This window comes from Serratia sp. NA_112.1 (genome assembly GCF_052691715.1).
The window spans coordinates 201,393-223,128 of record NZ_JBQZFO010000002.1 but is presented as its reverse complement, the minus strand read 5'-3'; the positions used below and the strand labels follow the sequence as shown (position 1 = coordinate 223,128).

The 21,736-nt window shown below is 55.8% G+C and carries 19 protein-coding genes, 1 tRNA gene and 1 pseudogene; 10 read left to right on the top strand and 11 right to left on the bottom strand.

Annotated features, from left to right (window positions below; all coding sequences use genetic code 11):
* Positions 1 to 43 precede the first annotated feature (43 nt).
* Positions 44 to 247 carry a hypothetical protein gene (locus tag ACUTQ5_RS05380; RefSeq protein WP_445650736.1) on the top strand — a complete coding sequence of 68 codons (204 nt, stop codon included), beginning with the start codon at positions 44 to 46 and terminating at the stop codon, positions 245 to 247.
* Between the two features lie 17 nt (positions 248 to 264).
* Here ACUTQ5_RS05380 and ACUTQ5_RS05375 read toward each other — a convergent pair whose 3' ends face one another.
* Positions 265 to 894, bottom strand: coding sequence for an alanyl-tRNA editing protein (locus ACUTQ5_RS05375; protein ID WP_445650396.1), 630 nt, complete (start codon positions 892 to 894; stop codon positions 265 to 267).
* 84 nt (positions 895 to 978) lie between these two features.
* Between ACUTQ5_RS05375 and ACUTQ5_RS05370 the strand changes: the two genes are divergently transcribed.
* On the top strand, positions 979 to 1,914 hold the full coding sequence (locus ACUTQ5_RS05370) for a LysR family transcriptional regulator (RefSeq protein ID WP_445650395.1): 936 nt from the start codon (positions 979 to 981) through the stop codon (positions 1,912 to 1,914).
* Here ACUTQ5_RS05370 and alkB read toward each other — a convergent pair.
* On the bottom strand, positions 1,897 to 2,544 hold the full coding sequence (gene alkB / locus ACUTQ5_RS05365; RefSeq protein ID WP_445650394.1) for a DNA oxidative demethylase AlkB: 648 nt from the start codon (positions 2,542 to 2,544) through the stop codon (positions 1,897 to 1,899). The genes ACUTQ5_RS05370 and alkB overlap by 18 nt on opposite strands.
* Before the next feature lie 140 nt (positions 2,545 to 2,684).
* On the opposite strand from alkB, the gene rarD reads away from it, so the two are divergent.
* The gene (gene rarD / locus ACUTQ5_RS05360) at positions 2,685 to 3,578 is read left to right on the top strand and encodes an EamA family transporter RarD (protein ID WP_445650393.1); all 894 of its coding nucleotides are present in this window, start codon (positions 2,685 to 2,687) and stop codon (positions 3,576 to 3,578) included.
* A 26-nt stretch (positions 3,579 to 3,604) separates the two neighbouring features.
* Here rarD and ACUTQ5_RS05355 read toward each other — a convergent pair whose 3' ends face one another.
* From ACUTQ5_RS05355 to citC, 9 genes are all read right to left on the bottom strand, one after another.
* Positions 3,605 to 4,300 (bottom strand): 4'-phosphopantetheinyl transferase family protein, encoded by a 696-nt coding sequence (locus ACUTQ5_RS05355; RefSeq protein WP_445650392.1) that lies wholly within the window; start codon positions 4,298 to 4,300, stop codon positions 3,605 to 3,607.
* A 103-nt stretch (positions 4,301 to 4,403) separates the two neighbouring features.
* Positions 4,404 to 5,633 (bottom strand): bifunctional glucose-1-phosphatase/inositol phosphatase, encoded by a 1,230-nt coding sequence (gene agp, locus ACUTQ5_RS05350; RefSeq protein ID WP_445650391.1) that lies wholly within the window; start codon positions 5,631 to 5,633, stop codon positions 4,404 to 4,406.
* Positions 5,634 to 5,797: 164 nt separating this feature from the next.
* Positions 5,798 to 7,261, bottom strand: coding sequence for an anion permease (locus ACUTQ5_RS05345; protein ID WP_445650390.1), 1,464 nt, complete (start codon positions 7,259 to 7,261; stop codon positions 5,798 to 5,800).
* Between the two features lie 29 nt (positions 7,262 to 7,290).
* Positions 7,291 to 8,175, bottom strand: coding sequence for a triphosphoribosyl-dephospho-CoA synthase CitG (gene citG / locus ACUTQ5_RS05340; RefSeq protein WP_445650389.1), 885 nt, complete (start codon positions 8,173 to 8,175; stop codon positions 7,291 to 7,293).
* The gene (gene citX / locus ACUTQ5_RS05335) at positions 8,153 to 8,701 is read right to left on the bottom strand and encodes a citrate lyase holo-[acyl-carrier protein] synthase (protein ID WP_445650388.1); all 549 of its coding nucleotides are present in this window, start codon (positions 8,699 to 8,701) and stop codon (positions 8,153 to 8,155) included. The genes citG and citX overlap by 23 nt, the downstream gene beginning before the upstream one ends.
* Positions 8,702 to 8,705: 4 nt before the next feature.
* On the bottom strand, positions 8,706 to 10,211 hold the full coding sequence (gene citF / locus ACUTQ5_RS05330; RefSeq protein ID WP_445650387.1) for a citrate lyase subunit alpha: 1,506 nt from the start codon (positions 10,209 to 10,211) through the stop codon (positions 8,706 to 8,708).
* Complete coding sequence (locus ACUTQ5_RS05325) at positions 10,211 to 11,131, bottom strand: aldolase/citrate lyase family protein (protein WP_445650386.1); 921 nt, start codon at positions 11,129 to 11,131, stop codon at positions 10,211 to 10,213. Before ACUTQ5_RS05325 ends, citF begins: the two co-directional genes overlap by 1 nt.
* On the bottom strand, positions 11,115 to 11,423 hold the full coding sequence (citD, locus tag ACUTQ5_RS05320) for a citrate lyase acyl carrier protein (RefSeq protein WP_445650385.1): 309 nt from the start codon (positions 11,421 to 11,423) through the stop codon (positions 11,115 to 11,117). Before citD ends, ACUTQ5_RS05325 begins: the two co-directional genes overlap by 17 nt.
* Positions 11,420 to 12,493: a [citrate (pro-3S)-lyase] ligase gene (gene citC, locus ACUTQ5_RS05315; RefSeq protein ID WP_445650384.1), complete on the bottom strand. Its 1,074-nt coding sequence runs from the start codon at positions 12,491 to 12,493 to the stop codon at positions 11,420 to 11,422. Before citC ends, citD begins: the two co-directional genes overlap by 4 nt.
* A gap of 320 nt (positions 12,494 to 12,813) precedes the next feature.
* On the opposite strand from citC, the gene dpiA reads away from it, so the two are divergent.
* From dpiA to ACUTQ5_RS05280, 7 genes and pseudogenes are all read left to right on the top strand, one after another.
* Complete coding sequence (gene dpiA / locus ACUTQ5_RS05310) at positions 12,814 to 13,500, top strand: two-component response regulator DpiA (RefSeq protein ID WP_445650383.1); 687 nt, start codon at positions 12,814 to 12,816, stop codon at positions 13,498 to 13,500.
* Positions 13,501 to 13,737: 237 nt separating this feature from the next.
* Entirely contained in the window at positions 13,738 to 16,821 is a 3,084-nt protein-coding gene (locus ACUTQ5_RS05305; protein WP_445650382.1) for a beta-galactosidase, read from the top strand.
* A gap of 119 nt (positions 16,822 to 16,940) precedes the next feature.
* Positions 16,941 to 17,016 (top strand) — tRNA-Asn (locus ACUTQ5_RS05300).
* A gap of 332 nt (positions 17,017 to 17,348) precedes the next feature.
* On the top strand, positions 17,349 to 18,239 hold the full coding sequence (locus ACUTQ5_RS05295; RefSeq protein WP_445650381.1) for an oxidoreductase: 891 nt from the start codon (positions 17,349 to 17,351) through the stop codon (positions 18,237 to 18,239).
* A gap of 282 nt (positions 18,240 to 18,521) precedes the next feature.
* Entirely contained in the window at positions 18,522 to 19,499 is a 978-nt protein-coding gene (locus ACUTQ5_RS05290; RefSeq protein ID WP_445650380.1) for a DUF1852 domain-containing protein, read from the top strand.
* A 27-nt stretch (positions 19,500 to 19,526) separates the two neighbouring features.
* Entirely contained in the window at positions 19,527 to 20,558 is a 1,032-nt protein-coding gene (locus ACUTQ5_RS05285) for a methionine synthase (RefSeq protein ID WP_445650379.1), read from the top strand.
* Positions 20,559 to 20,755: 197 nt separating this feature from the next.
* Positions 20,756 to 21,602 (top strand): annotated as a pseudogene (locus ACUTQ5_RS05280) (LysR substrate-binding domain-containing protein).
* Positions 21,603 to 21,736 lie beyond the last annotated feature (134 nt).

Genomic DNA, 21,736 nt, shown 5'->3' with positions numbered 1-21,736 from the left:
AAACTATTGCCGACCATTGGCCCATCGGGACCAACATCATATGATGCAGATGCCAGACCGGCGCGCCAATTACCTCAAAGCGAAACAAGATGTCGAAACAGTGGAAAATAACATTGAAAATAAGTTTTACGGCTTCCATGCGCTGGAAGCGCAAGCGGTCAATATCGGCACCTGTGCGGCCCTGCCGCAGGCCGGATGCCAATGTGCTTTCTACACCATGCTGCGACAGGCCGGGCCGACGAAATAACCGGCCTGGATCAAACCTCAGCCCAGTTCATACTGCACAATCAACTGCCCTTTTTTCATCTTTAACCCAGTAATCTTTACCGCACCCAGCTCGCCCAGCGAATGGACATGGGTACCACCGCAGCCATAGGCGGGCAATTCGCCGAACCCTACCTGGCGCAGGCCGTCAACCGTCAGTTGTTTGCGTGGGAAATCTGCCGCAATCAGCCGCGCCAACTCCGCATGCAGGAAATCTTCATCCAGGGTTTGAGGTTCAGCGCCCGGCACGAAGGTAATGCGTCCTTCACCCGGCCAGTGGTGCGCCTTTACCGGCTGCCAGCCGCGCGTTTCACCCAACCAGCCAATCAGATGCCCGGCAGAATGCCAACGGGTGTGCAAGCGGCGCAGTTCGCCATCCACTTGCACGCTCACCGGCCCTTCTGGCAGCGGCTCAGCGGTAAAGTGCAGCACTTTTTCGCCCTGCTGCGCCACGCGCAGCACCGGGACAGTACCGAGCAGGCCGCCGTCGGCCGGTTGCCCGCCGCCCTGCGGGTGAAACACCGTGGCGTTCAGTTCTATCGCGTATCCTCCTTCTTCAACCGGGGTACAGGCCAGCACCTGTGCCTCGCCCTGTAAGTCATCGCTGTAATAATAAAGCCGTTCGGTCATGATTTTTCTCCTGGTTAGTGGCTCCATTATATTCATGCCATAATCAAAGCATAATTCATCAAAGATACAATGGACCTTTGCGCTGTGAGCACAAATCTCTCTCATGCACTGCTGGCCGAAATGGCCGTTTTTGTTCAGGTCGTGGAGAGCGGCAGTTTTTCCGCCGCTGCCCGTCGACTGGGCACTTCCCCTTCTGCTGCCAGCCGTAGCGTGGCCAAACTCGAACAGGCGTTGGCGCTGCAACTGCTGCACCGCACCACGCGTAAGCTACGCCTGAGTGAACAAGGTGAAGAGGTGTTTCTGCGCTGTCGCAGCATGTTAGACGCGGCGAACTCGGTCATGGCGTTCAGCGGCTGCGGGGCAGTGGAACCTGAAGGACTGGTCAGCGTCAGCGTCCCCAAGGCGGTGGGTCGCTTTGTGTTACACCCGCACATACCGGCGTTTTTACGCCGTTACCCCAAGGTAGACGTTCGCCTGCGGCTGGAAGATCGTTATATGGACCTGATTGACGATAGGGTCGATCTGGCGCTGCGTATTACCGAACGCCCTTCTCCCGGCTTGATCGGCCGCCAATTGATGACTATCGAACACCTGCTGTGCGCCACCCCCGGGTATCTGGCGCAACACGGCACGCCGCAGTACCCGCAGGATTTGGCGCAGCACAGCTGTATCTATCTGGGGGAAACGCCCAGCGACGCCCGCTGGAAATTCCGACGAGACGGTAAATCGGTGACGGTAAACGTACACGGGCGTTATGCCGCCAATCATACCGGCGTGCGGCTGGATGCGGTGAAACAACACATTGGCATTGGCAGCCTGCCATACTTTACAGCCAGACAGGCGCTGGACAGCGGTGAAGTAGTGCAAGTGCTGCCGGAATGGGACTTTCTCAGTAGCTACCACGGCGGCCTGTGGTTGCTGTATGGCCCCAACCAGCACTTGCCGCCCAAGCTGCGGGTGTTTATCGACTATCTGGTTGCCTGTTTGGCAAAAGAGCCTCAGTTAAAGCGCCTTACGTAGCGTGATGTTAATGCGGTGTGGCCCCACCAGCGAATGATAACCCTCTTTGATCGGCATAATACCGTGAAAACACAGCCGTGACGGGCCGCCCCACACCACCACGTCGCCGTGTGCCAAGGGGATGCGCTGGGCGCGATCGCTGCGCTGCATACCACCAAACTGAAATACCGCCGGTAGCCCCAGTGACACTGACACGATCGGTGAACCAAAATCATGCTCGTCCTTATCCTGATGCAGCGATAGCTTGCTGCCCGGATCGTAGCGGTTCATCAGGCAGGAATCCGGCACGAAAGGAGCAAAACCCGCCTGTTGCGCCGCCTCATCCGCCAGCGCCATCAGAATAGCCGGGATCGGCGGCCAGCGTTTTCCGCTGCGCGAGTCGCGTTCGGAATAACGGTAACCCCGGCTGTCACTACTCCAGCCGTTGCCGCACCAGCTCATTGCCACCGACATCACGTGACCGCCCGGCGTGGTCATATGCCGCCACGGCACCTGGGCGATCACGCCATTCACTGCCGCCAGCAGCTCCGGGCCGTGATCGCGCACAAAGCCGTGCATCACCACCGCACCAGGGGCGATCTGCTCCCGCCACGGCGGCGGCACCGAGTCTTCAAAAAGATCGACGGTCATCGCATAATACCTGTATTAATACACAGTATTTATTTTAACCCGCCACTGCCGATTGTCCAGTGTGATACGCGGCATTGTTGTCAGCACCAAACTTCACTAGAGTGGACGGCAATAAAATCAATAACTTTTCAGGACAGTCTGTGATTAAAGGAATAGCGCTTTCCGTTATCGCCTCGATATTGTTCGGCGTGATGTATTACTACACTTCCACTCTTACGCCGCTCGACGGCGAGCAGGTGTTTGGCTGGCGCACTCTACTGACGGTGCCGTTTTTGACCCTGTTTATGCTGTATTCCGCCGACTGGCGCAAAGTCTGTGAAACGCTGCACTGGATAAAACAACGGCCGCGCCGCCTGCTGTTTCTGCCGTTGAGTTCGGCGCTGTTGGGGGTTCAGCTGTGGTTGTTCCTGTGGGCGCCGCTGCACGGCAAAGCGTTGGAAGTGTCACTGGGCTATTTCCTGCTGCCGCTTACCATGGTGCTGGCGGGGCGATTGATCTTCCGAGATCGGCTTTCACTGCTGCAAAAACTGGCGGTCAGCTGCGCGATTATCGGCGTTGGTAATGAGCTGTATCAGGTAGGCGGCGTCTCCTGGGCCACGCTGGTGGTGGCGCTGGGTTACCCGGTTTACTTTATTTTGCGTCGACGCTTCGGCACCGATAATCTCGGCGGACTATGGTGTGAACTGACATTAATGATACCCGTGGCCGCCTGGTTCGCCTTCGGTGGTGATGGGCCGCTGGCCGCGCTGAGCATCAGCCCGGCTCTCTATTGGCAAGTTCCGCTATTGGGAGTGCTCAGCGCCGCTGCGCTGGTGTGCTATATCCTGGCCAGTCGTCTGCTGCCATTCAGCCTGTTTGGCCTGTTGAGCTATGTGGAACCGGTACTGTTGGCGATAGTGGCGCTGTTACTCGGCGAAAGCATCGGCCGGGACGAATGGCTGACCTATATTCCGATCTGGCTGGCGGTGCTGTTGCTGGTATCGGAAGGTGCGCGCCATCTGTTGCGTCGGCGGCGGGTTTTGTTAGGGAAGTGACAGTGTCATTTATTTATTATATTGATTTATAAAAAGATAAATGTTGTGACATCGTCACCTTGCTGCCAGTAGCGGCCGTTAAAACGGCGTCCGGCGTAGCAATGCGGCGTGAGTTGTTTTAGCAGTTCCAAGGCAAAGGTCTGTTGCTGTGGATCAATCGCCACGACACGCGCGTCGAGAAAATCAAAATAGCTGCGCACCTGCGGATACAAGGCTTTGAACAGACTTTCTTTGGCGGAGAATACCAGCGTCAACAACTGGTTAAATGCCTGTGGTTGAGCACGCAATTGATCACACTCCGCCTCGCTGACAATAGCGCCCCACAGTTCCTCGGCCCGTGCGCTGGGGATTAACGTTTCAACGTCCAGCCCCACGCCACCCAGCCCGTTCTCCCGATGCACGGCACAGAGCGCGGTATCCGCATTATGGCTAATCGCCCCTGCAATACCCTGCGGCCATTGCGGCGCACGGTCTTCCCCGCGTAACAAAGTGAAATCCGCAAACCCCAGCGGCGCCAGCAACTCCCGCGCCAGGTAGCGCCCGGCCAGATACTCCGCCCGCCGCTTTGACACCGCCCGAGCCAAATGTTCAGGCAGTGTCATGCCGATTTCGTCGAAACAGCTGTCCTGATAATCGGCCAAAGAAAAACGGCAACGGGCAATCTGCCCTGAGTAGTCATCCAGGTTCAGCCATTCAATAGTAGGAATAAAGGAAGAGAACACTTGTCGTCCATGTTGGATTTGTAAGCGGTAATTTTAGACGCCGTATCCATGGACAACAATGATTATTCCTCTCCCACGCAATCGAGGGAGAGGGATGACAAGATTACAGAATGCCTTTCATGGTCTTTTCGAAGTCGCTCCAGGCGCAGTAGCCCTGTTTATCGACTGGACAGCCCTTCAGCGCCAGCGTCACGCGCTGTGGCGGGGTTTTCAACGTCAACGGACTGGCATTACGCAACTGATCGGTGGATTGATAGACGTACTCAATCTTCAGCAGGTCGTGAGCGTTTTTCTTGTCGTGCCAGCGCTGGAACACCAGCTTGCCGCCAATCGGCGTTTTCTCGTATTGATGCGGCAGTAGGTATGGTTGGAATTCCATCGCCGACAGCAAGGACGCAATATTGGAATCATGTCCCACCAGCACCGTCACTTTGGGTGAGTCTGGCTTGCGCTCGCCGATCAATACGCCGTTGATGTAGGTCAGCAGTGGCTTGGCCACGTTCTGCGCCACTACCGGCGAGGTAAACAGCGAGTCTTGATAGCCGTCTTTCAACTGCGCCAACTGTTTCCATTGCTGCGGCGTGGTGATTTTCCCCCAGGCCACGTCTTTCATCGGGAAACCTTCGTAATATTGCAGCATAAAGGCGTCCACCAGCGAGTTCCCCACCCGCAGCGGGCCGGCGACACCCGGTTCTTTGCCCGGCACCGCGCTCATTTTGCTGGCCTCTTTGGTAAGGTCACAGTGCTTGTCGGTTTTACAACTGCTGGAATCTTTGTAATCGATGATTTTTTCCAACTGTTTATAGGCCACATCCAGTTTCAGCGAGGCCAGCTCCTGGTTCATCGCCCCCAGTGCCTGCTGATTAAAGGCGTCGCTGTTGTCGGTGATAATTGGGTTGAAGGTCGGATCCATCTCCCCCATTTTGTCCTGATGATGCACGCTGATGTCACAGCCGGGGAAAGCGCCGTTGGTAAAGAACTGCGCGGTGGCCACCGTGCGCTGCAGGCTGTTGGCATAAACATAAACGCTGCCGGCCGTCGGGCAACCCTCCTGTGGAAGAACCCCGGTCTGTTTCAGCCAGGCGTTAAAATAGTGGCCCATATACACTTCCAGCACCCCGCCCTTGGTGGTCAGCAGGCCACCCGGCGTGTCCCAGGCCGGCCAGGTTTTGGGGGTGGACTGTGCCAGCACGCTGCCGTTATTGGCCAGCGGCGCACGCAAGTTATGGCGACTCATCACCAGTACCTGATCTAATTGATAGTCGTTGGTTTCCGCCAGGGCAGTCCCGGTGATTAATAACGGCAAACACAGCAATAAGGCTTTTCTTTTCATCCGCAGAGACTCCAGGAATATGATTATTTTTAATGTGTTAGCTTTGGCGTGGTTATGATGGCGTGGTTATGATGGCGAGGTTAACGAGGAAAGTGTGTGATGGGTATCACAAGGAGAGGTCTGCCCAGCGACCATCCGCAGATGGCCGCCGTTAACCCAAGAACTTACAGCCACAAACGCATGATTGGCCAGCCGATCAACAGCAACGCGGCGATATACACCACGCCGAGAATACCGCCCATCCGCCAGTAATCTTTCGACTTCACGTAGCCGCAGCCGTAGATGATCACCCCCGGCCCAGTGGCGTAAGGCGTCAACACGCCCATGATACCGATCGACAGCACCAGCAGCATCGAGAGTTCTTCCATCGGCACCCCTGGCAACCCTTTACCCACCGCCAGGATCACCGGCAGCATGGTGGCGGTGTGCGCCGACAGGCTGGCAAACAGGTAGTGGGCAAAGTAGAACACCAGCACCAGCGCCATCACCGTCATATTCGGCGAGTAACCGTCCAGATGGGTGCTCATGGTCTGGGCGAACCAGTCGATAAAGCCGGAACGGGTCAGACCATTAGCCATCACCACCAGCGTCGCCAGATTAACCAGCGTGTTCCAGGCGCTGGAATATTGGGTGATCGCCTTCCACGACACCACGTTCATCGCCAGCATCAATGAGACCGCCAACAGGCAAACCGTAGTGGCGTTCACCACCTTGCCGCCAAACACCCATAGACAAAGGCTGAGCAGCACCAGGCTAATCAGTTTGTATTCCTTGCCCGTCAGCTTGCCCATCTCCCCCAGCGCGGTATTGGCCCAGGTCGCCACTTCGCTGCTGTGGGTCACGCCCGGTTTGTACAGGTAATAGGAGATCAACGGCGCGATAATCAACAGCAGCAGACCGACCGGCAGAAAGGCCAGGAACCACTGCATCCAACTGATATGCACCCCGGCGATTTTACTGACGAATTCGATCCCCAGCACGTTAGGCGCGGCACCGGTGACGAACATCGAGGAACTGATACTGGTACCGACCACCATCATCCACATCAGGTAACCACCGATACGGCGCGAGGACGGGTCGTTGGGGAACGAGTCAAACAGCGGCGGCAGGTTTTTCACCACCGGAAATACAGTACCGCCGGTACGCGCGGTATTTGAAGGGGTAAATGGCGCCAGCAGGATATCGATGATCACCACCGCATAACCCAGCGTCAGGGTCCGCTTGCCCATAAACTTCACCAGGAACAGGGCGATACGCCGCCCCAGCCCGGTAGCTTCGTAGCCGAGCGCGAAGATAAAGGCACCGAATACCAGCCACACGGTGGTGCTGGAGAACCCCGCCAGCCCCCACTTCAAAGCTTCTTTACCGGCCTTAAAGCCCGGCTCCGCCAGTTCCTGTGCGCCAAAAAGTACCCAGTTGGCACTCAGCACGCTGAGGGTTACGGCGATAAAGCTGATCGCCGTCGCCGGGATCGGCTCCAGGATCATGCCGACAATCATCGCCACAAAGATGGCGAAATAGCGCCAGGCCTGCGGCGGCATGCCGTCGGGCGTGGGTATCCACAGTAGGATCACCAACACCAGCAACGGTGCCAGCGCTTTCCAGATTTTTTCCTTGGTTTCGGACATAAAATTCTCCTGAAGACGGGTTATTGTTTTTAGTTGGGTAATTGCGCCAGCAGCCAGGTGACGATTAACAGGTCGGCGCTACCGCCTGGGCTAAGATTGCGCGTGATGCATTCGGCGTCGAACTGCCGAAGGCGATCCATACCCCATTCGCCCTGCACCCCGCCCTGGGACAACAACTCTGCGGCGCGTTGCTGCAACCAGTGCAATCCTTTGATGCCGCCGCGCGAAGCGACGTTAGTGTCGTCGTTGTGCGCCATCAACCACAGCAGGCTGTCCATCAGCGCCGTCTGCTCATCACAACCGGCGATCAGCCGTTGTCGATACAGCGGCAGCGCACCGTTAATCACCAGTGCGAAACCGGACTCAGCCTCACCGCGAGCGCCGCTCAGGCCATATTCGGCGAACAGTCGCTGCCCGGCAGTCTGCAACGCGTTGTGTTGATACAGTTCCCGCGCCACCAGCCCGTGACACATGCTTGCCACCTCGGCGCACAAGGTTTTGGCGTCAATGGGTTGTTGTTGCTGGTAACGACGGCCGAAGGCAGTACACAGCAGGCCGAGAGAAAACACGCTGCCTTTGTGGGTGTTGATGCCGCCGGTGGCCTGGAACATGTGGTTTTCGCAGGCCAGCCCCAGCGGTCGCAACCGCAATAGCTGTTCGGCTGCCGGACGGAAGGCATCGTCACGCCCCTGGCGGACAAAACGTGGCAACCAGATGCCGATGGCGCGGGCGCTACGGTAAAAATGACCGAGGTTCATATCCCGATGAGCCCCGTTGTTGTGGCGATCCACCAGTCCCGGTTTTGGGGTGAGATTCACTTCCACCAGCAGCGAGCGGTAGGCAGCATGGGCAAAGTCACCGACTACTGTTTGCGGGGCAAACTTGACGGGTTCAGCGGGGAGTGAGTGCATCATTGAGCATCCTTTCCATTTCCTGCAGTAGCTGTTCACTGCTGTGCTGCCGTTGGCGGGCGCAGAGTTTGGCCGGTTGGCTGCACAGCAGACAGCGACGTTCCGCCAACCCCAGATCGCGGCGCGACAAAATGCGTCCATGAGAGTCCAGCACGTCGATATCCCACAGTCGGCCAATCGGCTGCTGCACTTCCAACTCGATGGCGCAGTCTTTCACCCGCTGGGCGTCGGCCTGCAGCGCCACAAAACCCTCGCAGCCGGTCGACAGCGCCAGCGTTTCTACCTGCAGGCAGTACCAACCCTGTTCGCCCCACATTTGCTGCAGCGCCTGCCAGCCCAGGTTGAAGATATTGCGCGTCAGCGCGCTGTCTTTTACCGCGCCGGGCACCACCAGCGTCAGCACCAGCAAGGTGGACTGATGCTGCGCCAGCCATGCCTGCTGGCGTGCCTGACGGCATTCACGGCTGGTGAGCAATTCCGGCAGGCTGACTGCGCGGTTGGCGGCCAGTTCGGGAAGGACGCTAGCCATAGGATTACTCCGCCACCTGATGCACCACGTCGATCACCGCCCCATCGCGATAGCGCACTACCGCCACCACCTTGTCGGTAAAGACGATCGGTGCCGGTTCACCGGTCAGCAGCAGCGCCCGCTGACGCAGCCAGTCGATGCTGACCACCGGCAAACCAGCCTCTTGCAGCCTTTGCGCCAGCTCCGGCCGCGCAGGGTTAACGGCAATACCATGATCGGTAACCAGAATGTCGATGCTGGAGCCAGGCGTGACACAGGTGGTGACCTGCTCGACCAGCGTTGGGATGCGCCCACGCACCAGCGGCGCCACGATGATCGCCAGCCGCGCCGCCGCTGCAGTATCGCAGTGACCACCGGAAGCTCCGCGCAGCAGGCCGTCAGAGCCGGTCAGCACGTTTACGTTAAAACCGGTGTCGATTTCCAACGCGCTCAAGACCACCACGTCAAGCCTGTCGACCGAAGCGCCCTTCGAACTGAAGTTGGCGTACTGATTGGCGCTGATTTCTATGTGATTGGGGTTACGCGCCAGTGACATCGCCGCCGCACGGTCAAAGCTCTGCACGTCCAGCAAGCGGGCGATCAGCCCTTTTTCATGCAAATCCACCATGGTTGAGGTGATGCCGCCCAGCGCAAAACCGGCGCGAATGCCGCGCGCGCGCATTTTGTCCTCCAGAAAACGCGTCACCGCCAGTGAAGCGCCACCGGTGCCGGTTTGCAGCGAGAAGCCTTCGGTAAAGTAGCCGGAACCGGCGATCACTTCGGCGGCCCGGCGTGCAATCAGCAGTTCACGCGGGTTGGAGGTCATACGCGTGGCATCGGCACCAATCTTGTCGGCGTCGCCCACTCGCTCCAGTTGAACAATCAGATCCACCCGATCCTGCGCCAGACTGGCCGGATGATGCGGATAAGGCACAATCGCCTCGGTCAACACCACCACGGTGCCTGCCGCATCGGCATCCACTCTGGCATAACCCAGTGAGCCGCAGCAGGCTTCGCCGCTGTAGCCATTGGCATTACCGAACTCATCGCAGGCAGGTACCCCGAGGAAAGCAACGTCGATGCTCAATTCACCGGACTCGATCAGATTGACCCGACCACCGTGGGAGTGGATTTGCACCGGTTCGGCCAACAGCCCACGTGAGATGGCGTCCGCCAGTGGTCCGCGCATGCCGGAGGTATAAATACGACTCACCACCCCGTTGCGGATATGGCCGACCAGCGGCGCATGGCATTCGCTGAGCGAGCTGGAAGCCAGCGTCAGGTTGCGGAACCCCATCGCCGCCAGCGTTTCCATCACCTGATTCAGCGCCAGATCGCCACCGCGAAACGCATGGTGGAAAGAAATGGTCATGCCGTCCTGCAACCCGCTGCGGCGCACCGCCTGTTCCAGCGTGTCACAGCGTTTGATATCACGGGGTTTGCTCGCCTGCTGGTTAGCCTTGGAGGACGCCTGATAGCAGCGCAAATCCGCCAGGTTCTTCAGGGTCATCAGTCGTTGTTGGCGTTTCATTATGCTTCCTCTCCATGCTGAACCGAGGCTTCGCGGATACCGGAAAGCGCCGCACGCTGCAGCACCAGCCGTGCGCGTTCAATCACCGGGCTGTCGACCATCTTGCCGTTGAGCGACACCACGCCGCGCCCCTCCTGCTCCGCCGCCGCCGCGGCATCCACCACCCGTTGAGCGTGAGCCACCTCTTTGGCGGTGGGTGCATACAAGTTGTGCAACAGTTCAATCTGCCGGGGATTAATCAGGGATTTGCCGTCGAAACCGAGCTGTTTGATCAGCGCCGCTTCCTGCAGGAACCCGGCTTCGTTATTGGCGTCGGAATAGACCGTGTCGAACGCCTGAATGCCCGCCGCCCGCGCCGCCTGCAGCAACGAACAGCGTGCAAACAACAGTTCTATGCCTTCCGGGGAACGCTCGGTACGCAGGTTGCGCACGTAGTCTTCCGCCCCCAGCGCAATACCGATCAGCCGTGGTGAGGCATGGGCAATAGCCACCGCTTGGGTAATACCCGCCGCCGACTCAATCGCCGCCAGCAGGCCGGTGCTACCGACCGGGCGCCCGCAGTCGGCTTCGATGACGGCAATCTCACGGGCCATATCCACCACGTCCTGCGCGCTGTCGGTTTTCGGCAGGCGCACAATGTCCGCCCCACCACGGACTACCGCCTGTAAATCTGCCAGGCCATAAGCGGAATCCAGCGCGTTAACCCGCACAATGGTTTCCACTTCCTGATACAGCGGATGTTGCAACGCGTGATACACCAGACGCCGCGCCGCATCTTTCTCACGCAGGATCACCGAGTCTTCCAGATCGAACATCAGCGCATCGGCCTGATAAATAAAGGCGTTGCTCACCATCGCCGCATTGGCACCGGGCACGAACAGCATGCTGCGGCGCAGACGATGTTTATTCAGCGCTTTCATTAGGCGCTCCCCACGGCAGTTGGCCATTGTCGCTGGCACGCATCAGCGCGGTTTCCAGCCGGGCCCGCAGTACGCAGTCGAGCGCCCCTTTGTCGTCCACCATCACCTGCACCGGCTCCACCTGGTAGTGCTCCAGCACCTGCAACAGCGTCTGACGGATGGCTTCGCCAAACTGTTTTTCCACGCTGCTGGCGATCAGCAGATCGTGTTCCGGCCCCTCGGCGGGGGCGATGCGCACCATGACATCGCTGGATTCCAGCGTGCCGGCCATTGCTTCTCGGATAATTTTCATCTTTCACCTGATTGTGCGGATTCAAAGGGGGTAGCCGCCGGTTTGGTCCGGCGCTGCGTTTGCAAATCTTGCAGGTAATACAGGGTGTCCGGTGGCACCAGCGGCGCGGCGGAGTGAAAATCACCCGCGGCCAACAGCTTGCGAACCCAGGAGGCGGAGATCGCCGTGCCCTGATATTGCAAACGCTCAATTTCTACCAGCGCGACTGGCGGGCTGGATAACGTCGGGGTTTCCAGCCAATAACGCATATCACGGTTGTACTTCGCGGTGACCGCGCAGAACGGCTCGTTGCCGACAAAACGGTGGGTGATGCCCAGTGCTGGGGCCAGATACTGACGAAAGATCTTCAGATCGATTTCGGTGTAGCAGTCATCGGCAATACCCTGATCTTTAATGAAGTAACAAGGGAAAGTGGCGCGGGAAATGACGTATTGCGAGCCTTCATGCACCCTCAGGTTGGCAATGTCTGCCGTACCCGCCAGCACCAGCCGCCGCCGGTCTTCATAGCTGAAACGCGAGGTGTTTTCCTTGACCAAAAACAGGTGCAGCCAGTCGCACTTTTCTGCCGCCTGGCGCACCAGATATTGGTGACCACGGGTAAAGGGATTGGCATTCATCACAATGCTGCCAATGCGCTGGCCCGGCTGCCGCTGGCTCGCCAGTTGGGCGGCATAGCGCTTCAGGCGGCACGGGCTGTTTTCCATCAGCACCACGATGCCCGGCACCTGGGCTATCGGATAAAAACCACACTGGCGGAACAGCGGTTCATTTTGGATTTTGGTGTAGATAAATAGCTGGGTGTGGTGGCGTTCATAAGCCAGATTCACCAGTTCGGTCGCCAGTTGCAGTGCCAGGCCTTCGCCACGCATTTGTGGGCTGATGGCAACGCATTTGATAATATTGTCCGCAATACCGCCGCAGGCGACCAATTTATCGTTCTGTGTAACGGTAATAAATATTTCAACCGTAGTATCAATATTCAGATCGTTACTCCGCAGGAAGGCATTAATCTGCGCAATACTTTTATGATCTGATCTTTTCACTCGGTCAAATATGGCATCGCCCAACATATCACGCTCTCTGGTTTAACTAACAAACAACAAAAAAAACATAAAACAAACATCAATTAACATTTCATGGGGGATTAACACTTTAAAAACCATGAATATAAAAACGAAAGACCATTGCTAAAACTTAATGAAACAATAGTAATAAGAAAAAAATAGCCAATTATTGACCTGTTTCACAAACACCTTTCGGTTAATAAGTTATTTAATGTTCTTTATTTACTTAATTATTTTTATGGCGTTTATTACTAAGATATTCTTTATTAGATAGTGCAATTTACTTACATTTATTTAGCATATTCATTGCAACAGGAAGCGGTCCTATGGAATGGTTGAACATACTGATCGTCGAAGATGAGACGCCGCTGGCGGAGATGCATGCGGAATTTATCCGGCAGAACGGCGGTTGCCGGCAAATCTGGCTGGCCGGCACCTTGGCACAGGCGCGCATGATGACTGACCGCTTCAAACCGGATCTGATCCTGCTGGATAACTTTCTGCCCGACGGCCAGGGCATTGAGCTACTGCGTGAATTGACCTTGAGTGGCTATGCCGGTGGCGTCGTGTTTATCACCGCCGCCAGCGATATGGACACCGTGGCCGAAGCGCTGCGTTACGGGGTGTTCGACTACCTGATCAAACCGCTGGCTTATAATCGTCTGGCCCACACGCTGCTGCGCTTTAGCCAGCGGCGCCAGGCGCTGAAAGACAAAGCGCAACTTAGCCAGCAGCGCATCGACCAGATGTTCAATACCTATGCACGCAGTGAACAGCAGGCAGCGCTACCTGCGGGCATTGATGAACTGACGCTGGTAAAAATCCGCGCCCTGTTCGAGCACGCTTCCACCAGCCACACTGCTGAAAGCGTTGCGCAAAAGATGGGGTTAAGCCGCACCACCACACGCCGTTATCTGGAGTTTTGCACCGCCGCCCAGCAACTGCGTGCAGAAATAATTTACGGCAAAGTGGGCCGTCCGCAGCGGATTTATCGCCCCAACCTGCCAGAATAAGCGGTTATTTGATCGGCCCTGCAAGGTTGCATGTATACCCTATAGCTTTCAAGTTGCAGCTAGGCGCCCAGCTCGCTCATCCCCAGGCGCTTACTCGAGTAAGTAACTGGGGTGAGCAAGTGCAGGTAACAACGCTGCGGCTTGAAAGATGACGGGTATAACCGCTTTACTTTTTGGGGACTCATCAGCATCTTATTCGGCATGAAGCCCTATAATCTGCCGACAGGACGATCGCCGATGAGTAGCCTGCCCCATCCTTCCCTGAAAGACCTCCTCGCCCGCCGGGACTGGCAAAATCCGACCTGTACCCACTATCAACGACTGGCCGCACATCCGCCTTTCTCAAGCTGGCGCAGCCTGAATGCCGCACGTGATGATGAGAGCAGCGGGAGTCGGCAAATCTTGAACGGCGACTGGCAGTTCAGCTATTTCGACAAGCCGCAGGCGGTGCCCGACAGTTGGTTGCAACAGGACCTGGCCGACGCTGATACCCTCGCAGTGCCGTCCAACTGGCAACTTGCCGGTTATGACGCGCCAATCTACACCAACGTCCGCTACCCGATCCCGGTCGATCCGCCGCGGGTGCCGGAGCATAACCCGACCGGTTGCTATTCGCGGCAGTTTACCGTCGACCCTGCCTGGCTGGCTGAAGGTCAGACGCGCATTATTTTTGACGGCGTCAACTCGGCGTTTTATCTGTGGTGCAACGGTCACTGGGTCGGTTATTCACAGGACAGCCGTCTGCCCGCTGAGTTTGATCTCAGTCCCTGGTTGCAGCCCGGTGAAAACCGACTGGCGGTGATGGTGCTGCGCTGGTGCGATGGCAGCTATCTGGAAGATCAGGATATGTGGCGTATGAGCGGTATTTTCCGCGATGTCAGCCTGCTGCATAAACCCGCCGCGCACCTGAGCGATATTCGTATCACCACCCCGCTGTATGACAGTTTCCGCCGTGGCGAACTGGTGGCGGAAGTGCACGTCAAGCAGCCCGCGCAGCACCGGGTACGGTTGCAGCTATGGCGCGGTAGCCAGTTGCTGGGGGAAAAAAACCAGGCATTCGGCAGTGCGATTATCGACGAACGCGGTGCCTATGAGGATCGCACTACCCTGCGCCTGCCAGTGGAACACCCGGCCCTGTGGAGCGCGGAAATGCCCACGCTGTACCGCGCCACCGTCACACTGCTGTCGCCGGAAGGGGAAATTATTGAGGTGGAGGCCTATGACGTCGGCTTCCGTCAGGTGGAAATCAGCAATGGACTACTGAAGCTTAACGGCCAGCCGTTGTTGATCCGCGGGACCAACCGTCACGAACATCATCCGCAGCACGGTCAGGTCATGGACGAGGCCACTATGCGCCATGACATCCTGCTGATGAAGCAACACAACTTCAACGCCGTGCGCTGCTCACACTACCCGAACCATCCATTGTGGTACCGGTTATGCGACCGCTACGGGCTGTATGTGGTGGATGAAGCCAATATTGAAACCCACGGCATGCAGCCGATGAACCGGTTGTCTGACGATCCGCTGTGGTTGCCGGCAATGAGCGAACGTGTAACACGCATGGTGCAGCGTGACCGCAACCACCCTTGCATTATTATCTGGTCGCTGGGCAACGAGTCCGGTCACGGCTGCAACCACGACGCGTTGTATCGCTGGGTGAAAAGTCAGGATCCTACCCGCCCGGTTCAGTACGAAGGCGGGGGTGCCAACAGCGCCGCCACCGATATTATCTGCCCGATGTATGCGCGGGTGGATCAGGATCAGCCATTCCCCGCCGTGCCCAAGTGGTCAATCAAAAAGTGGATCGGCCTGCCGGATGAACATCGCCCGCTGATCCTGTGCGAATACGCTCATGCTATGGGTAACAGCTTCGGGGGTTTTGACCGCTACTGGCAGGCATTTCGTCAGTATCCGCGTCTGCAGGGTGGCTTCGTCTGGGACTGGGTCGATCAGGCACTGACCCGCCGTGACGAAAACGGCAACCCATACTGGGCTTACGGTGGCGACTTTGGCGACACGCCGAACGATCGGCAATTCTGCCTTAACGGTCTGGTATTCCCCGACCGCACGCCCCACCCTGCACTGTTTGAAGCACAACGCGCACAACAATTTTTCCAGTTTGCCTTCGACGCCGAGACGCTGACGTTGACCGTCAACAGCGAGTATCTGTTCCGCCAAACCGACAATGAGCGGCTGAACTGGCGGCTGGAGCTCGATGGCACAGAGCGCGCCAGCGGCAGCTTCGATCTCAACCTGCCGCCGCAGGGCAGCGCCAGCTTCCCACTGCTAGAACGCTTGCCGATGCTCCATCAACCCGGCGAACTGTGGCTGAATGTCGAAATGGTGCAACCGCAGGCTACCGACTGGTCCGAGGCCAACCATCGCTGCGCATGGGACCAATGGTTGGTGCCACGCACGCTGCATTTTGCACCAGCGACAGCGGCCGGTTCAGCACCACAGCTGAGCCAAAATGAGCAAACGATCGACATCACCCATGGCCATCAACGCTGGCAGTTTACGCGCCACGACGGCTGCCTGAGCCAATGGTGGCAACATGAGCGCCCTCAACTGCTGACATCACTGCGCGATAACTTTATCCGTGCGCCGCTGGATAACGACATCGGCATCAGCGAAGTCGAGCGCATCGATCCCAACGCCTGGATAGAACGCTGGAAGCTGGCAGGCATGTACCGGCTGGAAGAGCGCTGCACGCTGTTGCAGGCCGACTTGCTTGGTGATGGCGTGCGGGTGGTGAGTGAACACCTGTTCGGAGCCGATGGGCAAACGCTGTTACGCAGCCGCAAACAGTGGCTGTTCGACAGCCAGGGCGCAGCCAGCATCAGCGTTGACGTCGATATCGCCGCCAGTCTACCGCCACTGGCACGTATTGGCCTGAACTGCCAACTGAAAGAAATTCATCCACAGGCGCAATGGTTGGGGCTTGGCCCGCATGAGAACTACCCGGACCGCCGCCTCGCCGCGCAATTCGGGCGCTGGCAACTGCCGCTGGAAGAGTTGCACACGCCGTATATATTCCCTGGCGAGAACGGCCTGCGCTGCGAGACCCGCAGCCTGCAGTACGGTGACTGGCACATTGACGGACGGTTCCACTTCTCGCTCAGCCGCTACGGCCTGCGCCAGCTGATGGAATGCAGCCACCAGCACCTGCTGCAACCGGAGGCCGGCACCTGGCTCAGCCTGGACGGCTTCCATATGGGGGTGGGCGGTGACGACTCCTGGAGCCCGAGCGTTAATCAGGACTACCTGCTCAGTCGCAGCCATTACCATTATCAACTGCGTCTAAAACGCGCAGAATAGAGCTAAATCTGCCAAAAGCTCAACGGGTTGCGCATTCTGTAAGCAAACAGTCACAGAATGCGTAATCCGCCTTTGACATGCTGCCAACACCCCGTTATGATTCCGGCCGTTCAAACGATTCCTCTGTAGTTCAGTCGGTAGAACGGCGGACTGTTAATCCGTATGTCACTGGTTCGAGTCCAGTCAGAGGAGCCATATTAGAGAAGCCCGCTTAAGGAAACTTAAGCGGGCTTTTTGCTTTTCTGAATATCGCACATGCCAGGCAAAAGCATGCTCATCTCCTGGCCCTAAGCGATTTTTCCCCCCTATTCTCAATACATCCCAAAGCAACGATTCTGTGAGGCTCTCCTGTGGACTACCAGAGGCGTTCAGTGCCGTCTCGGTGCGACACGAAATCAGCTTGCGGTTTGCCACATTCCTGGGTTATCTGTTTCCCGGTGAAATACACACGTTGAGCAAATTCTGGCGCGTACGGTGGGTGCTACCGGCACGCTGTTGATGGATTGATGACAACAGGAGGACTTGAAATGCCTAACCCCCCTACTATTGCTCTGATTGGTCCCGGCGCGATTGGTTCCACTATCGCTGCTGCACTGCATGAAGTTGGCCGCACGCCACTGCTTTGCGGGCGCACCGCGCACCCCCAATTAATGCTGCGTCACGATGAAGGTGAAGTGGTGGTTCCTGGTCCGGTATTGAGCAGGCCGCCGACCGATACCCAACCCTTTGATCTGGTCTTTGTGGCGGTGAAAACGACCCAGGTGGCAGAGAGCGTCAATTGGCTTGCCGCGTTGTGCGATGAAAACACGGTCGTGTGTGCACTGCAAAACGGCGTCGAACAGAAAACCCTGTTGGAACCCTATGTTAACGGAGCAACGGTACTGCCTTCGGTCGTATGGTTCCCGGCGCAGCGCGAGTCGGATTCGTCTGTCCGCCTGCGGGCTAAACCGCGCTTGACACTCCCGGATGTGCCACAGGTAAAAAGGGTCGTTGATGCGCTCAGCGGTACCCGCTGCAGCGTCGAACTGTCATCCGATTTCCTCTCGATCGCCTGGCGCAAACTCTTGCAGAATGCGGTCGCGGGCCTGATGGTTCTTGCAAACCGCCGTGCGGGAATGTTCTCACGCGGGGATATCACGAAACTGGCACTGGCTTATCTGCATGAATGTCTGGCTGTCGCACGTGCCGAAGGTGCGGTACTTAGCGATAACGTTCCCCAGGAGATCGTTGACGGTTTTCATCGTGTGCCTGCGGACTTGGGTACCTCCATTCTCGCCGATCGCCAGGCCAATCGCCCGCTGGAATGGGAAATACGCAATGGCGTCGTGCAGCGTTATGGCCATTCACAAGGTATTCCTACCCCTATTAGCGACATCCTGGTTCCTTTACTGGCGGCAGGAAGCGAGGGGCCGGGTTGAGGTGGTAAACACCAAAGGCGTTTGTAGGGGGCGTTTCTCCAAGCTTTTTGCCCCGTCACTGCCCCCACTAACGACATCTCCCCCGCCGCTCCCCAGATCATGAATATGCCTCATGTGGTAATGAAATTAAGTCGCTTTCACTCATTCCGTGGCTCTGGCATAAAAGATGCAATGTTAACTTACTGACAACATGAAGACTGACGAACGAGAAAGCCAGTGGTTTCTGGAAAATCAAAAAGTTGGATTCAGGTTTCATGCCAGAACTCAGGGTGCAAGATCACGATGAACAAAGATTTTACATTTACCATCAAGAGCAGTAGTTTCGATGAAAATTATAACCCTTCCGAAAATACGCGCATCACTACCAACTTTGCCAATTTGGCCAGAGGCAAGAACCGTCAGGAAAACCTGCGCAACACTCTGGTGATGATTGACAATCGTTTCAATAACCTGGCGCATTGGGATAACCCCAAAGGCGATCGTTATGCTGTCGAACTTGAAATCATTTCTGTTGAGATGAATATTAAAGACAATAACAATAGCTTCCCCGTCATTGAGATATTAAAAACCAACATTTTTGATAAAAAAACCAATAAACGCACTGAGGGTATTGTAGGCAATAACTTTTCTTCTTACGTGCGAGATTATGACTTTAGCGTATTACTGTTGGAACACAACAATAACCAATCCGGCTTTAGCATTCCAGATGACTTTGGTAACTTGCATGGGAATATATTTAAATATTTCGTCAACTCAGATGAGTACAAAGATAATTTTACAAAGTCGCCGGTAATCTGCCTGAGCGTTTCAAGTAAAGACACCTATTATCGGACAGGGAATGATCACCCTGTATTAGGCATTGAATACCAGCAGAATGATTCTTCTTTGACTGAAAAATACTTCAGCAAAATGGGCTTGCAGGTTCGCTATTTCATGCCAAAAAATAGCGTTGCGCCTTTGGCCTTTTATTTTTCTGGTGATTTACTCGGTGATTACACCGATCTTGAACTTATCAGTACCATCAGCACGATGGAGACGTTCCAAAAGATTTACCGCCCTGAGATTTACAATGCAAACTCTGCAGCCGGACAATACTATCAGCCGGCCCTGAATCACCAGGATCATTCATTAACAAAAATTGTTTATGACCGTGAAGAGCGTAGCCAGTTGGCTATTGAGCAGGGGAAATTTACTGAAGAACACTTTATCAAACCCTATAAGACTATTTTTGAGCAATGGTCTGCTCACTGCGCGCTTTGATTAACCCAAAATAAAAGGTCATCCATTATGAAAATATTATTACCTACTTCGACTGCTGGTAGCTTACCCAAGCCGTCCTGGCTTGCACAACCTGAGACACTTTGGTCACCCTGGAAATTGCAGGATGAGGAACTGATTGAGGGTAAACAAGATGCTCTGCGCTTGTCCCTGGAAGATCAACAACGCGCAGGCATTGATATTGTCAGTGATGGCGAGCAAACGCGCCAACACTTTGTCACGACCTTTATTGAGCACCTGAGCGGCGTTGATTTTGAAAAACGGCAGACGGTTAGAATTCGTAACCGCTATGATGCCAGTGTGCCGACAGTCGTCGGTGCAGTCACCCGTCAAAAGCCGGTTTTTGTTGAAGACGCCCGATTTTTACGTCAACTGACCAAGCAGCCGATTAAATGGGCCCTGCCAGGCCCGATGACGATGATAGATACGCTTTATGATAACCACTATAAAAGCCGTGAAAAACTGGCCTGGGAATTCGCAAAAATTCTCAACCAGGAAGCCCGGGAGTTAGAGGCGGCCGGGGTCGATATTATCCAGTTTGATGAGCCGGCATTTAATGTTTTCTTTGATGAAGTGAATGATTGGGGCATCGCCGCTTTAGAAAGAGCCATCGAAGGGCTTAAATGTGAAACGGCCGTGCATATCTGCTATGGATATGGCATCAAAGCCAATACCGATTGGAAAAAGACGTTGGGGTCAGAATGGCGGCAATATGAAGAAGCTTTCCCCAAACTGCAGACATCCAATATCGATATAATCTCACTAGAATGTCATAACTCGCATGTTCCAATGGACCTGCTTGAACTGATTCGCGGTAAAAAAGTGATGGTAGGTGCCATTGACGTGGCCACCAACACCATAGAAACCCCCGAAGAAGTCGCCAATACTTTACGCAAGGCACTGCAGTTTGTGGACGCCGACAAACTCTATCCTTCAACCAACTGCGGTATGGCCCCGTTGTCTCGTCGGGTCGCCACGGGCAAGCTCAATGCGTTAAGCGCAGGCGCTGAGATCATCCGCAGAGAGCTCACCGCTCAATAACCTCGCCAAATTAGAAAAGCAGGCTTCCCCGGAAGTCTGCTTTTTGCATTTTAACCCGGCGTTAGTACTCAGGCTCCGCTGGTTTCTCTCAGAGAACTGACAACCTCACGCGCCTCGGCGAACAGTTTCTGGTAGTGGGCCTCGCCGTCGGTAACCCCCTCCTCCACGCCAATCGTGTTATTGAGAGAAATTCACTAATACGGCCGAACTTTTCAGACTTTGCTTCGTTTATTGCCGTCGCTCGCTACAAAAGTTTTCGCGAAGCGGGCGATGAACTGGGGCTATCCCCCTCCGCCATGAGTCACTCTACAAGCCGTTGGAACAGCGATTAAAGGTCCGTTTATTTAATCGCACCACTCGCAGCGTGGCGCAGACTGAAGCGGGGTTAACCCTTTTTGAACGGCTGCGCCCGGTATTTGATGAAATCAATACCATACTCGACGAGATGAATTGTTTCCGCGATGCCCCGATGGGTACCCTCAAAATCAATACTTCACGCCTGGCCTCACGTCTCTTTCTGCTGCCGCTAATAGCCGGGTTTAGCCGCAAATATCCGGACATCAAAGTGGAGATCACCACCGAGGACAAGCTGGTGGACATTGTCCGACAGGAATTCGATGCCGGGATCCGCCTGAATACCTTAAAGATCACCCTGCACCGAAACATCCGTGCGAGCTGATTCATCACCAAAGCGTCGTTTTTCGCTTCCAGAGCGGCCGCCCCTACCTCTGGGAATTTGAAAACCCTTCAGGGAAACTTGAAGTAGCTCCAGTGGGTAATATCATGCTCGACGATATGGATTCAGCGCTCGAGGCGGTTCTGTGCGGAGCCGGGCTGGGCTATCTCTATTACGAACAGGTGAAAGAACATCTGCAAAGCGGCAAGCTCGTCAAGGTTCTTGACGACTGGCTCCCCGAACGCCCCTCCCTGCAACTTTATTATCCCAATCGCCAATATATGTCCGGCCCATTACGCGCATTTATTAATTACATGAAACAGACGCAGAAAACGGCTGAAAATAGTCATCAGGAGAACCAAAAATGATCGCGGCAGTGAGTTTGCCAACCCATGAACTCCTTCCTGTATCTCCCTTTAAGCATTTTTCTGTCCTTTCCCCTGTATGAGGCTTGTCACAAAATGCGCATGAAGTTTTAGCGTCCAGCGAACAACTCAGCACA

What these genes read in the sequence shown, in the direction of transcription:
- citF (WP_445650387.1), bottom strand. Translation starts at nt 10,211, where the DNA reads ATGAAACGCCAACAACGACTGATGACCCTGAAGAACCTGGCGGATTTG.
- ACUTQ5_RS05380 (WP_445650736.1), top strand. Translation starts at nt 44, where the DNA reads ATGCAGATGCCAGACCGGCGCGCCAATTACCTCAAAGCGAAACAAGAT.
- ACUTQ5_RS05325 (WP_445650386.1), bottom strand. Translation starts at nt 11,131, where the DNA reads ATGAAAGCGCTGAATAAACATCGTCTGCGCCGCAGCATGCTGTTCGTG.
- ACUTQ5_RS05295 (WP_445650381.1), top strand. Translation starts at nt 17,349, where the DNA reads ATGCCTAACCCCCCTACTATTGCTCTGATTGGTCCCGGCGCGATTGGT.
- citG (WP_445650389.1), bottom strand. Translation starts at nt 8,175, where the DNA reads ATGATGCACTCACTCCCCGCTGAACCCGTCAAGTTTGCCCCGCAAACA.
- alkB (WP_445650394.1), bottom strand. Translation starts at nt 2,544, where the DNA reads ATGACCGTCGATCTTTTTGAAGACTCGGTGCCGCCGCCGTGGCGGGAG.
- agp (WP_445650391.1), bottom strand. Translation starts at nt 5,633, where the DNA reads ATGAAAAGAAAAGCCTTATTGCTGTGTTTGCCGTTATTAATCACCGGG.
- ACUTQ5_RS05285 (WP_445650379.1), top strand. Translation starts at nt 19,527, where the DNA reads ATGAAAATATTATTACCTACTTCGACTGCTGGTAGCTTACCCAAGCCG.
- ACUTQ5_RS05375 (WP_445650396.1), bottom strand. Translation starts at nt 894, where the DNA reads ATGACCGAACGGCTTTATTATTACAGCGATGACTTACAGGGCGAGGCA.
- citD (WP_445650385.1), bottom strand. Translation starts at nt 11,423, where the DNA reads ATGAAAATTATCCGAGAAGCAATGGCCGGCACGCTGGAATCCAGCGAT.
- citX (WP_445650388.1), bottom strand. Translation starts at nt 8,701, where the DNA reads ATGGCTAGCGTCCTTCCCGAACTGGCCGCCAACCGCGCAGTCAGCCTG.
- ACUTQ5_RS05305 (WP_445650382.1), top strand. Translation starts at nt 13,738, where the DNA reads ATGAGTAGCCTGCCCCATCCTTCCCTGAAAGACCTCCTCGCCCGCCGG.
- citC (WP_445650384.1), bottom strand. Translation starts at nt 12,493, where the DNA reads ATGTTGGGCGATGCCATATTTGACCGAGTGAAAAGATCAGATCATAAA.
- ACUTQ5_RS05290 (WP_445650380.1), top strand. Translation starts at nt 18,522, where the DNA reads ATGAACAAAGATTTTACATTTACCATCAAGAGCAGTAGTTTCGATGAA.
- dpiA (WP_445650383.1), top strand. Translation starts at nt 12,814, where the DNA reads ATGGAATGGTTGAACATACTGATCGTCGAAGATGAGACGCCGCTGGCG.
- ACUTQ5_RS05345 (WP_445650390.1), bottom strand. Translation starts at nt 7,261, where the DNA reads ATGTCCGAAACCAAGGAAAAAATCTGGAAAGCGCTGGCACCGTTGCTG.